The organism is Streptomyces sp. WM6378 (assembly GCF_001279695.1).
Lineage (GTDB): Bacteria > Actinomycetota > Actinomycetes > Streptomycetales > Streptomycetaceae > Streptomyces.
Genome location: NZ_LGDD01000304.1, coordinates 1 through 12,815 on the forward strand (window position 1 = coordinate 1; position 12,815 = coordinate 12,815).

The 12,815-nt window shown below is 71.5% G+C and carries 9 protein-coding genes and 1 pseudogene; 4 read left to right on the top strand and 6 right to left on the bottom strand.

All coding sequences use genetic code 11. The features are described 5' to 3' along the window. The first annotated feature begins 176 nt into the window (after positions 1–176). Positions 177–857 (top strand): esterase/lipase family protein, encoded by a 681-nt coding sequence (locus ADK54_RS27320; protein WP_053728392.1) that lies wholly within the window; start codon positions 177–179, stop codon positions 855–857. Positions 858–883: 26 nt separating this feature from the next. Here the strand turns inward: ADK54_RS27320 and ADK54_RS27325 are convergent, their stop codons facing one another. The 6 genes and pseudogenes from ADK54_RS27325 to ADK54_RS47715 form a co-directional block, all read right to left on the bottom strand. After that, positions 884–1,837: an ABC transporter substrate-binding protein gene (locus tag ADK54_RS27325; RefSeq protein WP_053728393.1), complete on the bottom strand. Its 954-nt coding sequence runs from the start codon at positions 1,835–1,837 to the stop codon at positions 884–886. Continuing rightward, the gene (locus ADK54_RS27330) at positions 1,834–2,508 is read right to left on the bottom strand and encodes an ABC transporter permease (RefSeq protein WP_053728394.1); all 675 of its coding nucleotides are present in this window, start codon (positions 2,506–2,508) and stop codon (positions 1,834–1,836) included. The genes ADK54_RS27325 and ADK54_RS27330 overlap by 4 nt, the downstream gene beginning before the upstream one ends. Next, positions 2,505–3,185 carry an ABC transporter permease gene (locus ADK54_RS27335; protein WP_053728444.1) on the bottom strand — a complete coding sequence of 227 codons (681 nt, stop codon included), beginning with the start codon at positions 3,183–3,185 and terminating at the stop codon, positions 2,505–2,507. Before ADK54_RS27335 ends, ADK54_RS27330 begins: the two co-directional genes overlap by 4 nt. A 253-nt stretch (positions 3,186–3,438) precedes the next feature. Then, positions 3,439–6,627 (bottom strand): amidohydrolase family protein, encoded by a 3,189-nt coding sequence (locus ADK54_RS27340; RefSeq protein ID WP_053728395.1) that lies wholly within the window; start codon positions 6,625–6,627, stop codon positions 3,439–3,441. 110 nt (positions 6,628–6,737) lie between these two features. Continuing rightward, positions 6,738–8,348, bottom strand: a complete 1,611-nt coding sequence (locus ADK54_RS47710) for an alpha-L-arabinofuranosidase C-terminal domain-containing protein (protein WP_324610199.1) — start codon at positions 8,346–8,348, stop codon at positions 6,738–6,740. Between the two features lie 277 nt (positions 8,349–8,625). Then, a pseudogene (locus tag ADK54_RS47715) lies at positions 8,626–9,393 on the bottom strand (LamG-like jellyroll fold domain-containing protein); the annotation flags it as partial. Positions 9,394–9,555: 162 nt separating this feature from the next. On the opposite strand from ADK54_RS47715, the gene ADK54_RS27350 reads away from it, so the two are divergent. From ADK54_RS27350 to ADK54_RS27360, 3 genes are all read left to right on the top strand, one after another. Further along, positions 9,556–10,716, top strand: coding sequence for a mandelate racemase/muconate lactonizing enzyme family protein (locus tag ADK54_RS27350; protein ID WP_053728396.1), 1,161 nt, complete (start codon positions 9,556–9,558; stop codon positions 10,714–10,716). After that, entirely contained in the window at positions 10,713–11,726 is a 1,014-nt protein-coding gene (locus tag ADK54_RS27355) for a zinc-dependent alcohol dehydrogenase (RefSeq protein ID WP_053728397.1), read from the top strand. The genes ADK54_RS27350 and ADK54_RS27355 overlap by 4 nt, the downstream gene beginning before the upstream one ends. A gap of 102 nt (positions 11,727–11,828) precedes the next feature. After that, positions 11,829–12,812, top strand: a complete 984-nt coding sequence (locus tag ADK54_RS27360; protein WP_053728398.1) for a hypothetical protein — start codon at positions 11,829–11,831, stop codon at positions 12,810–12,812. Positions 12,813–12,815: the final 3 nt, after the last annotated feature.

The window sequence follows — 12,815 nt, forward strand, 5'->3', positions numbered from 1 at the left end:
CCCTTGCACGGGCGGGTGGGTGGGCGAACCCCCGGGGGCTGGGGCGGAGCCCCAGGAGGGCGGAGCTGGCCTGGGTGGAAATCCGGGCCCGCACGGCCCTTACCTTCCGCGGAGCGCGTGGCTACCATCCGGTAGCCCTCGTAACGGGCCCCCACAACACCCCCGCTGGAGCCGCCATGCGCCTCGCCACCGCCGCCACCGCGCTCGCCCTGCTCACCGGCACGATCGCCCTCGGCCCCGCCGCGCAGGCCGCCCCCGCCCCCGCCCCCATACCCGTCGTGTTCGTGCACGGCCGCAACGCCGACCCCGGGGTGTGGGGCACCATGAAGGACCGCTTCAGGCAGGCCGGTTACCCCGACGGGGACCTCTTCGCCTGGGGGTACGACTCCAGCCAGTCGACGAATGAGGTGCTGGCCGGCCAGTTCGCCGCGTACGTCGACTCCGTGCGCGCCCAGACCGGCGCCGCGCAGGTGGACATCGTCGCGCACAGCCAGGGCAGCCTCCCCACCCGCTGGTATGTGAAGTTCGGCGGCGGCGCGCAGGTGGTGCGGCACTGGGTCTCGCTCGGCGGGCCCAACCACGGGACGAGTCTGGCGTGGGCGTGTTCGATCTGGGACCAGGGGTGCCGGGACATGACGCCGAACTCGTACGTGGAGAGCCGTCTGGCGAGCGGCAACGAGACGCCGGGCCCCACTCAGTACGCCACGTTCTGGTCGGACTGCGACGGCTTCATCCTGCCCAACAGCAGCGTGCCGCTGTCCGGCGCGGTCAACACCGACGTCGGCTGCCTCGCCCACAACGACCTGCTCACCGACGCCCCCACCGCTGAGGGAGTCCTCAACTTCCTTGAACAATAAGAAAATTGATGTCACATCAGACCAGATCAGATCAGGTGCTTCGACTTCAGATAGTTCCTCGCCACGTCCTGCGGCAGCCGGCGCCAGCTGTCGACCTGTTCGTTCAGGGAGGCGAGGTCGGCCGTGGTGAGCACCGTGTTGAGCTTGTCCAGCGCGCCGGTCACCCCCGTGCTGCCGGCGCGTGAGCGGTTCACCACCGGCACGATGTAGTCCGCGTTCTGGAGGTGCTTGTCGTCGGCGAGCAGCACCAGGCCGAAGGCGGAGAGCGTGGCGTCCGTCGTAGTGGTCAGGACCATCTGGTCCTGACCACTCTGGACGGCCTGCTTGGCCTGTGTCGTGCCGACCCCCTTGGGGTCGACGGCGGTGACATCGATGCCGTACGTCCTCTTCAACCCCGGTTCGCAGTAAGGGCGTTGGACACATTCGTCGCCCGCCGCGAGCCGTACCGGAAGCTTCGCCGCACCGAGGTCGCTCAGGGTCTTGAGGTGGTGTTCGCGTGCGTACGGCTCCGCGACGGCGAACGCGTTCTGGTCCACCGCCCTGCCCGGGTCAAGGACCGTGAGGCCGCGCGGGGTGGCCAACGCCCGCAGCGCGGTCATCGTCCGGTTCAGGTCGGGTGAGCCGACCGGCTTGGCGTCGGGCCCATGGGCCTTGGCATTGAGCCAGTCGGCGAAGGTGGCCGCGTACTCGGGCACCACGTCGATCTGCCCGCTCTCCAGAGCGGGTTCATAGATCTCCCGGTTGGTCACGGAGAGGATCTTCGTGCTGTAGCCCGCCTCGCCGAGGAGCAGCGCGTACATCTGGGCGAGGACGTCGCTCTCGGTGAACCCGGCGGTGCCGATCGTCAGGTGCTTGCTGTCGCCGGGCGGTGCGGTGACCGAGCCCTGCTTCTCCAGGCTCGGTCCGGTGGTGCAGGCGGCGACCGCCGTCAGGGCGAGGGCGGCCATCAACAGGCGCGACCTCGACAGCCGCTGCCTCATCCGAAGCCGCCCCTCGCCCACTGCGGCGCGAACCGCTGGACCACCTCGAAGATGCCCTCCACCACCAGCGCGAAGACCGCCACGAGCACGGCGCCCGCCACCACTTGGGGCGTCGAGGCGAGGTTGAATCCGGCCGTGATGATCCGGCCGAGCCCACCGCCTCCCGCGAGGGCCGCCAGCGTGGCGGTGGCGACGAGCTGGACGGCGGCGATCCGCACGCCGGTGAGGACCAGCGGCAGCGCGAGGGGAAGTTCGACGCGGAGCAGGAGTTGGCGTCCGGTCATCCCCATGCCCCGGGCCGCCCGCACCACGTCGCGGTCGACCTCGCGCATGCCGACGTAGGCGTTGGTAAGCAGCGGCGGCACGGCGAAGAGGATCAGTGCGACGATGGTCGGCCACTCGCCGTAGGTGCCGAGCGGGGTCAGCAGGAGCAGCACGAGAACGGCGAAGGTGGGCACGGCCCGGCCCACGTTCGAGATGTTGACGGCGAGCGTCCCGCCCTTGCCGAGGTGACCGAGCACGAGCGCCACGGGGAGCGCGATGAGGCAGCTCAGGACGAGGCACAGCGCGGTGAGCCAGAGGTGTTCGCCGAGCCGGTGCCAGATGCCGTTCTCGCCGGACCAGTGCGCTGCGGAGGTGAGCCACGACCAGGCGTCGGAGAGCGTGTTCATGCGGGTTCCGCCCTCGTCCAGGGCGTAAGGAGCCGCTGGATGCCGAGCAGCACCAGGTCGGCGGCGACGGCGATCACCACGCACAGCACGGAGGCAGTGAGCACCTGTGCCTTGAAGTAGGTGTTCATCCCGGAGTAGATCAGGTTGCCGAGCCCGCCGTAACCGACGATGGCACCCACCGTCACCAGGGACACCGCGGAGACGGTGGCGATGCGAAGACCGGCCATGGCGGCGGGCACGGCGAGCGGGAGTTCCACGGCCAGGAGCAGCCGTACCGGCCCGTAACCCATGCCCCGGGCCGCCTGCCGGGTGTCCTCGGGGACGGCGCGCAGCCCGGCCAGGATGTTCCGGACGAGCAGCGTCAGCGAGTACAGGACCAGGCCCGCGATGACGATGGACGCCGAGAGCCCGTACACCGGGAGCAGCAGCGAGAACATGGCGAGGGACGGGATGGTGTAGAGCACCGTCGTGATGCCCAGTACCGGACCCGCGGCCCAGCGCCAGCGGCGGGCCGCGACGGCCAGTGGCACGGCGATGACCAGGCCGAGCAGCACCGAGACGGCCGTGAGGTGGAGGTGCTGGAGCACCGCGTCCCAGAGGATCTGCCGGCGGCTCGACAGGTAGGCGCCGCAGATCCATTCGTTGCGCGCGAGGCAGTCGTCGGGAGGCGCGGTCACCCGTTCATTGGAGCCCGCGGCCCGGGCCGGCCGCGCGTCCTGCTGGGCTGTCCGGGGCATACGCTGTGATACCTGGCCAAAAGGGGGACGCTTGGAGTCAGTGCGGCCTGGAGCCACCGGTGCGTCGAGGCCACCCGCCCGGTCGGGAACGGGGTGCGTTTCGCGAGGACCTGGAGCAGGGGCTCGCCGCCCTTGGCTGATCAGCGCCCGGCTTCCTGAGGCCGGACCACTGGGGTGGCCCGGCCCGCTCGGTCTAGAACCCCGCGTCGCAGCAGCCGTCGCGGCGCATCAGTCGGCCCACCCCCAGCCAGTCCTCGGCCTTCGCCGCCGCATGCCGCTCGTGCGGCTCGTAGGCGGAGACCAGATCTGCGGTCGTGTACGGCACGCCTCCCCTGAGCACGCCGGTGGTGCGCACCAGCGAGTCGAAGTCGGTGAACGGGTCGCCGTCGACCAGCGTGAGGTCGGCGAGCTTGCCGCGTTCGACCGTTCCGAGGTCCTTGTCGAGCCCGAACAGCCGGGCCGGTAGTACGGTCGCGGTGCGCAACGCCGCGGCTGGGGAGAGGCCTCCCAAGTGGAGGGCGCGCAGGCCCAGATGGAGGGAGAGTCCGACCGGGACGAGGGGCTGGTCGGTGCCCAGCGCCACGAGTCCGCCCCCTTCGAGCACGCGGCGGTAGACGTCGGTCTCCGTGCGCAGGGTGGCCAGTTGGGCGGGGCTCGGCGGCGTGCCCGCCGCCTGCTTAACGGCCGCCGAGTCCCATGGCGGCATCACGGTGGCGACCCGCGGGTCGTCGGCGAGACCGGGGTCCGCGCCGAGCAGCGGCGCGGAGGTGAACGGTGTGACGATGAGCGCGAAGTTGACGCCTCGGGCCGTGTAGATCTCGATGACGTCCTCGTAGGCCTTGCCCGTCGCGGAGGTGGCGTGGCCGAACTCGGCGCGCTGGGTGGCCAGTAGATGGGTCGTCAGATCCTGGCCGACCTCGACGCCCGGGGACACCAGGTGGCTGCCCGAGCGCACGCCGAGCCGTTCGTGGGCGAACCGGGCGGCCTTCTGCATGACCCAACTGGGCGCCCGTACATAGGTTTTGACGAAGTCCCAGTCGAGTGCGGCGCCACGCTCCAGCGATCGCTGGAGCCCGGCCTCGGTGCGGTGGGCGCGGCCCATGCTGTAGGCGACCCGGGATCCGTCGAGCAGCTCCCCGGTGGTCAGCAGACGTGGCCCGGCGAGCTGTCCGGTGGCCACGGCCTCACGGATGCGGGCCTGTTCGTAGGCGAACCCGCCGAGTGACACAGCGGTGGTGATCCCGTAGCTGAGCTGGCCGACGGTCTGGCGGCCGCCGTACGTGCTCTGCCACGGGTGGGTGTGGGTGTCCCAGAGCCCGGGGAGGACCGTGCGGTCGGACGCGTCGACGGTGCGCAGGGCGCCGCGCTTGCGGTGGGGTTCGACGGAGGCGATGCGTCCCGCGCGTACGACGATGTCGACGTCGTCCCGCACCGATTCGCCCGTGCCGTCCCACAGCCGTCCGGCGTGCACCACGGTGTCGGCGGGTGCGGGCCTGCGCTGGTCGAGCGCCACGCGCACGGTGCGGGCGGCGCCGCCGTCGACGCCTATGAGCCGCAGCTTGGCGCCGGACAGGTACAGGAGCGTCTTGGAGTCGCCGGACCAGGAGGGGTGGTCGGCGGGTTCGGTGGTGAGGGTGCGTGGCGGGCCTTGCGGGGTGCCGTCGGGGGCGACGGGCAGCAGGCACAGCGCGGATTCGACGACGACCGCCATCCAGCGGCCGTCGGGCGACCAGACGGGCCCCGAGTCGTAGCGGTCGGCGACGGAGACGTGCGGGGCCACGGCGTGCAGCCGGTCGGCGCCGGTGGTGGTGTCGACGACGCGGATGACGTTGTAGCCCTCGCGGAAGCGCAGGTTGAGCCGGTTGCGGTCGCACAGCGCGACGTAGCGCCCGTCGGGCGACCAGGTCGGGCGGCCGGGCAGCCCGCCCGCGCCGAGCGCGGTCACCAGGACGCGTTCGGTGCCGCTCGCCAGGTCGCGGACGACGAGCCGCCCCGACATGTCGATGGCGGCGAGGCGCTTCCCGTCGGGCGAGGGCGCCGGGTGCACCCGGCCGCCCGTCGCGAGCGCGCTCTCTTCGCCGGTGGCGAGCTCCCGCCGGTAGATGCCGAGCAGTCCGTCGCGGTCGTCGGCGTACAGGAGCGAGCGGCCGTCGCGGGCCCAGACCGGTCCGAGCAGATAGCGGGTCGCGGGTGACTGGCGCAGTCGCTCCGGCGGCCGCGAGCCCGACGTGTTGGCGATCCAGAGCGAGTTGAGGGCGGCGAAGGCGATGCGCCTGCCGTCGGGGGACAGTGCGGGCAGGTGGATGCCGCGCACCGGGCGCACCCGTTCCTCGCCGAGGTCGTACGACTTGACCTGGTAGCGCGGGCGGTCGACGGGCAGCTCGCCCGTGAACGGGATGACCTTGGGCTCCGCCGGGCTCTCAGGGCGTACGAGGGTGAACTGGCCGTCCAGGGTGAGGAGCAGCTCGCCGTCGGCGGTCCAGCGCGGGGGCATCGGGGCGATGTCCCCGGCGACCGGGACGGGCTTGCCGTCGACGACGAGTGTGCAGGAGGCGTTCGGTGCGGCGGTCGTGCGCAGGTAGGCGAGGCGGTGGCCGTCGGGTGCGAGGGCCGGGGTCATGACCTGGGCGTTCTCGGCTTCGGTGTGCTCTACGGTGACCGCGCCGGCGCCCTCGGCGGGGACGGCGGCGACGGTTCTGGCGTCGACGCCGAGTCCGAACGGCGTGGTGACGGCCTTGGCCCGGACGAACAGGATGCGCTTGCCGTCGGGCGACCAGGTGGGGTCGAAGTCCTCCCACCGGCCGTCCTGGAGCGGGCCGTCCTGTCCGGGCAGCCCGGTGAGCTTGGTCAACTGACCCGTGCGGAGGTCGAGTTGATGGATGCGGTACGGGCTGCCGGCTACCGGGTCGCCGCCGCGTTCGGAAGCGAAGACGATTCGGGTGCCGTCGGGCGACCAGGCGGGGCCGCGATCGTCCCAGGGGCCTTCGGTGCGCTGGCGCACGTCGGTTCCGTCGGGCCGCATGGTCCAGATGTGGTAGCCGCCGCCCTTGTACGCGCAGAACGCGACGAGTTCGCCATCAGGGGCGTACACGGGCCGGGTGGGTTCGAGTCCGGCCGGGGTGAGCGGCTCGGCCTTGCCGCCGGCGCGGGGCAGCGACCACAGGACGTCCTGGATCTCGGCGATCAGCTGGTCTCCCCCGGGCGAGAGGCTCGCCGCGCCGTTGGTGGAGGCCGTGAAGGAGAGCGAGAGTCCGGTACGCGGCGCGGCGAGGGCGGGGCCGGGCACGGCGCCGACGGCGGTGACGGCCCCGGCGGCGCCCGCGGCGGCGAGGAGTTGACGGCGGGAGAGGGAGAGGGGGGTGGCGGTGTTGTCACGGTCCATGACACAGCACGCTCGCGCACCGTGTGGCGCAGGGGCAACACCGCCTTTCCCGCCAAATGGGTACGACCTCCCGTCAAACCCCGTTGGAATCAGTCCACTTGGGCAGCCCGTCAGCCGGTGTGCACCTCCAGGACCGTTACCGAGTACGGCACGAAAGTCGCGGTGAAGGTGGGCGCCACGCCGTTGACGGTGCGGCCGCGCGGGACGACCGCGAGCGGGTCGGTGAGCGTGTTGGTTGCCTGCGGATTCGCCCCGGCGAGCACGGTGACGGCGGCCGAGGCATCGGTGCGGGCGACACCTTGCAGCGTGACGGTGGTCTTGCGGGCCGTGCCGCCCGTGTTGACGACCGCGAGGTAGATGCGGCGGGCGCCCGGGTCGTGGGTGGTGACGGCGATGAGACCCGGCAGAGCGCGCACCGCGGTGGGCAGGACGACGGTGCCGCGCCGCGTGAGCAGGAGCTGCTGTGCGTAGTAGCTCGGCGAGTTGTAGCTGGTCAGCGCGTCGTAGGCGATGAGGTTGGTGGCCCAGGTGTTGTCCCGTACGTGGCTGAACAGCGGGGCGTACGACTCCATCAGGACCTGGTCGGAGTTGCGGATGATCCCGGCGAGCCAGGAGGCGTCGCCCAGCGCGGCGTTGAGGTCGGGGGTCGGCCGGCCCTCCTGCGAGGCCCACTCCCCCACGAACACCTTCGGGCTGCTCCGGTCGCGCTGGTCGTACTTGTGGGAGCCGGCCTGGAAGGCGGACGGCGACTGGTAGTAGTGCTCGTCGATCAGGTCGTACGGGCGGGATGCCACCGGCGTCGTGGCGATCAGTTTCAGCGCGGGGAAGCGAGCCTTGATCGCGTCGTGGAACGCGGCGTAACGCTCCTCGTAGGAGCCGGACTTGTCGAACCAGTCCTCGTTGCCGATCTCGACGTACTTGAGGGGGAACGGCTCGGGGTGGCCGTCGGCGGCGCGGCGGGCGCCCCAGGTGGAGGTGGTGGGGCCGGTGATGTACTCGATCTGGTCGACGGCGTCCTGCACGAAGGGCTTGAGTGCGGCGCCGGTGACGTGGGAGCCCTGGAGCGAGTATCCGGCGTACACGCACAGCAGGGGCGTGCAGCCCAGGTCCTGCGTCATCTGGAGGTATTCGGGCAGGCCGAGGCCGTCCGTGGACCAGTAGCCCCAGGCCGAGTTGTGGTGGCCCGGGCGCTGTTCGACGGGGCCGATCGTCCTCTTCCAGTCGAAGCGGTCGGCGATGACGTTGCCTTCGAGGTAGTTGCCGCCGGGGAAGCGCAGGAACTTCGGTTCCAGGGCGGCGAGTTTCTCCATCAGGTCGACGCGCAGCCCGTTCTCGCGGCCCTTGTAGGTGGGAGGGAAGAGCGAGACCTGGCTCAGCCACAGCGTGCCGGGTGCGGAGGTGGTGACGACGAGACGGGCGTTCGCGGTGGTGGGGGCGCCGGCGGCGGTGCGCAGGGTGAGGTCGTACTTGCGCCACGATCCGGTGAGGGGCCCGGTGGTGCCGGTGGCGTGGGCCTTGCCGTCAGTGCCGGTGATGGCGACAGTCAACCTCCCTGTGGAACCGGCCGACTTGGCGTAGAGAGAGGCGCGGTACGTGGTGGACGGGCGGACCGGGATGCCCCAGTAACCCTCGTTGGCGACGCCGTCGCCCGCCTCCTTCGCGGTCACGCGCAGGGTTTGGGTGAGGGCGGAGTTGAGCGGCTGAGCGGTGTCGATGGCCAGGCATGCGGCGCCGGTGGCGCTCCAGTGGAGCGGGGTGGGCGGCCATGAAGCTGCGGTTGTTGACGAGTTCGGCGTAGAGGCCGCCCTCGCCGCTGTGGTTGATGTCTTCGAAGAAGATCCCGCCGAGTTCGGTGCTCACCTGCGGGCCGGGGTGGGTGGTGTCGACGGTCAGGAGGGGCTGGGTGGAGTCGACGGGTACGCCCGCGAGAGCTGCTGCATCGGCCGCGGTGAGGGCGGAGTCGAAGACCTGGACGTCGTCGATCAGGGCCTGGGCCTGGTCGACCCCGACCCCGCCGAACAGGCCCCGTCCGACCGCGGTCGCGCCAGTGGCGCGCCAGCCTCCGGCGTAGGGCACCTCGCCTTCGAGCACGCCGTTGACGTAAAGGCGTATGACCCCGGCAGCCGTGTCGTCGACGCCGAGCAGGTGGTACCAGACGCCGGTCACGGGCGCGGCAGCCGCCCCGGCGACACCCGCCCCGCCGTTGGCCGAGTTCGAGTCGGCCGACAGTCGGGTGAAAGCGAACGCCCCTGTGTCGTTGCGGAGTTGGAGGTAGAACCCGCTCACCGCGAACCCGTCGACCGACACGAAGGTCTGGTAGCCGGCGGTGCCGGTGAGCCGCACCCACGCGGCCACACTGAAGCTCTTCGACGTGTCCACCACCGGACCGACCGCCGACGCGTTGCCTCCCGCCGAGATGTCGAGGGCGGCGACGCCGGACTTCGCGGCGCCCCACTTCGCGCCGTCCGCGAGGGTGAGCGTACGGCCATGCCCTGAGCTGTCGGCGGCAGTCGTCCCCGCGCCTTCATCGAAGGCCCAGTGGGCAACGGGCGCGGGGAGCGCCGACTCGGCGGCTCGCGCGGGAGCCCCCGCGAGGGCGGGGCCGATCGCGCCGGCCAGCGGCAGCGCGCCGAGCGCGGTCACGATCGCTCTGCGACTGGGCCAGGAGGCCGGGGCTGGGGTGGGCTGTGTCATGCGGGTGCTCCTCAACTCTCGCCGTGGGTTCGAGATTTCGGACGACGTTCTGCATTTCGACGCCGGGAGCATTCCGCCTCCCCCGCCCCCGCGTCAATGCCCCTGGACCAGCTTGGAACGGTTCCTGTCCGACCCATTGACACCTTCGGCCGCACGTCATTACCGTCACGCCAGAATTTCGAACGCATGACGAAATATCGAACAACACGGACAGCGGCACCGGGAGCAACTGCCTTGCGAATCACGGGAATCAGCACCCACGTCGTCGGGACCCCCTGGCGAAACCTCACCTACGTCCAGGTCCACACCGACGAGGGCCTCACCGGCGTCGGCGAGACCAGGATGCTCGGCCGCACCGACGCGCTGATCGGCTATCTCCGCGAGGCCGAGGCCAACCACATCGCGGGATCCGACCCGTTCGCGATCGAGGACCTCGTGCGGCGGATGAAGTACGGCGACTACGGGCGGGCCGGCGAGATCGTGATGTCCGGCATCGCCGTGGTGGAGATGGCCTGTTGGGACATCAAGGGCAAGGCCCTCGGCGTCCCGGTGTGGCAGCTGCTCGGCGGGAAGGTGACCGACCGGGTCAAGGCGTACGCCAACGGCTGGTACACCACCGAGCGCACCCCGGAGGCCTACCACAAGGCGGCGCAGGCGGTCGTCGAGCGCGGATACCGGGCACTCAAGATCGACCCGTTCGGCACCGGCCACTTCGAGCTGGACCGTCAACAGTCCCTGTACGCCGTCTCGTTGATCGAGGCGGTGCGGGACGCGATCGGCCCGGACACCGAGCTGATGCTGGAGATGCACGGCCGGTTCTCGCCGGCCACCGCCGTGCGCCTGGCCCACGAGCTCGCGCCGTTCGACCCGGCGTGGCTGGAGGAGCCGGTGCCGCCGGAGAACCTCAAGGCGCTGGCGAAGGTCGCGGGCAAGGTCGACATCCCGATCGCGACCGGCGAGCGCATCCACGACCGCATCGAGTTCCGCGAGCTCTTCGAGTCGCAGGCCGCCGACATCATCCAGCCGGACGTCGGCCACGTCGGCGGCATCCTGGAGACCAGTAAGCTCGCCGCGACGGCCGAGACCCACTACACGCTGGTCGCGCCGCACAACGTGGGCGGCTCGGTGCTCACGGCGGCCAGCCTCCAAGTGGCGGGATGCACACCGAACTTCAAGATCCTGGAGCACTTCAACGACTTCGCAGACGCCGAGATCAAGAGAGTCGTCAAGGGCGCCCCACAGGTGGTCGACGGCTACTTCGAGCTGCCGGACGCGCCGGGTCTCGGCGTCGAGCTGGATGTGGACGCGGCGGCAGAATTCCCGCAGCAGCAGGCCCGGTTCGACCTGTGGGCCGAGGGCTGGGAGAAGCGCGACCCGTCCGGGGCGCGGGGATGAGCAGCCGCGCGATCGTCGTGGACGCGCCGGGCCGCCACCGCCTGGTCGCGGGCGAGCGCCCCGAGCCGGGCCCGGGCGAGGTCGTGGTGCGGGTCGCCGCCGCGGGGATCTGCATGAGCGACCGCGAGGTGTACGACGGCCACCGCGACCCGGGCTATGTGCGCTATCCGCTCACGCCCGGACACGAATGGGCCGGGACCGTCGAGGCGGCCGGGCCGGGCGTGGACCCCGGGCTCGTCGGGCGCAGGACGGTCGCCGAGGGCTTCCGCACCTGTGGCACCTGCGAGCGGTGCCGGCGGGGCGAGACCTCGCTGTGCACGGCCCCGTACGCCGAGACGGGGTTCACCCACCCCGGCGGCTTCGCCGACCATGTGGTGGTACCGGCGCGGCTGCTGCACCCGCTGCCCGGCGACGCGGACCTGAGCTCCGCCGCCCTCCTGGAACCGGCCGCCGTTGTCGCCGCCGCCGTACGGGCCGGCGCGCCCGAGCCGGGCGAGCGGATCGCGGTGCTGGGCGCGGGCACCCTGGGCCTGCTCGCCGTGCAGCTCCTCTCCAGCTACTCCCCCGGCGAGCTCGCGGTGATCGACCCCCGCTACGAACGGGCCGAGCTGGCCTGTCACATGGGGGCGACCGAGGCCCGTACGCCGGAGCTGTCCCACGACGTGCGCGGTCATTTCGACCTCGTGGTCGAGACGGCGGGCGCACCGTCCACCGCCGCCGACGCGACGCTGCTCGCCCGGCGCGGCGGCCGGGTCGTCCTCACCGGAATGTTCGCGCCGGGTGCCACCGGGATCGACCCCGTGCACCCCTCCCTGAGTCAGCTCACGGTACGCAGCGTCTTCGGCGCCTCGTCCGCGGCGTGGTCCTTCGCGGTGCGGGCGTACGTCACCGGGCAGCTCGATCCGGCGGCACTGATCACCCACGAGTTCCCGCTCGACCGGTACGCGGACGCGCTCGCTCTGGTGGGCGGAGGCGACCCCGAGACCGGAAAGGTCCTGCTGCGCCCGTAGCGACTGGCTTCCTCCTACCTCCATCACGTCATACCCAACGACCCGAACCACGTTCGATATACCGAACATCACGAAGGCCAGCTCACTCAAGGAATCCCGCCTGTGACCGACACTTCAGCCCCCTTCCTCACACCCGCGGGACCCCGCCGCCCCGGCGAGCGTGCCCTCACCGCGCTCGGCCTGGCCGCGCCCGCCGACAACCCCGCCGACTCCTCCCCGCACGTCTTCCCCGACGGCGGCTCCTGGCGCAGCGAGATCCCCTCCGTCGAGGGCCCCGAAGCGCTCGCGATCGTCCTCAAGGAGTCCTTGCGGCTCGACGTGCCGGTGCACCGGGTCAGCCAGGGCAGCGGCGTGTGGATGCTCTCCGACGCCGAGATCACTGAGATGGCCGAGGCCTGCGCGGACCGCGGCATCGAACTCTGCCTCTTCACCGGGCCCCGCGGCACCTGGGACATCGGCGCCTCGTCCCGTACCGCATCGGGCGGCGCGGGACTGCGCGCCCGGGGGCACGACGCGCTCGCCGGATGCGTCGAAGACGCCCTGCGCGCAGCCGAGTTGGGTGTCCAGTGCCTGCTCGTCGCCGACGAGGGGGTGCTGTGGACCCTGCACCGGCTGCGCGAGCGCGGCCTGCTGCCCTCGGACACCACTCTCAAGGTCTCGGCCCTGATCGGCCCGGTCAATCCGGCGTCGGTCTCGGTGTACGAACGGCTCGGCGCCGACTCCGTGAACGTGCCATCCGATCTGACGGCCGCTCACTTCACCGAGATCCGAAGGGTGTCGGGCGTCCCGCTCGACCTGTACATCGAGGCGCCGGACGACCTCGGCGGCTATGTGCGGATGTACGAGGCGGCCGAGCTGATCCGCCGAGCCGCCCCGCTCTACTTCAAGTTCGGCCTGTCCAAGGCGCCCGGCATCTATCCGTACGGCGCGCACCTGCGGGACGCCGCCCTGGACACGGCCCGCGAGCGCGTGCGCCGCGGCCGGCTCGTGCTCGACCTGCTTGCCCGGCACGGCGCCGACGGCGGCATGTCCCCGCTCGGCTCCCGCCTCCCCGGCCCTCTCAACCGCTTCTCCCTCAAGGACTGATGA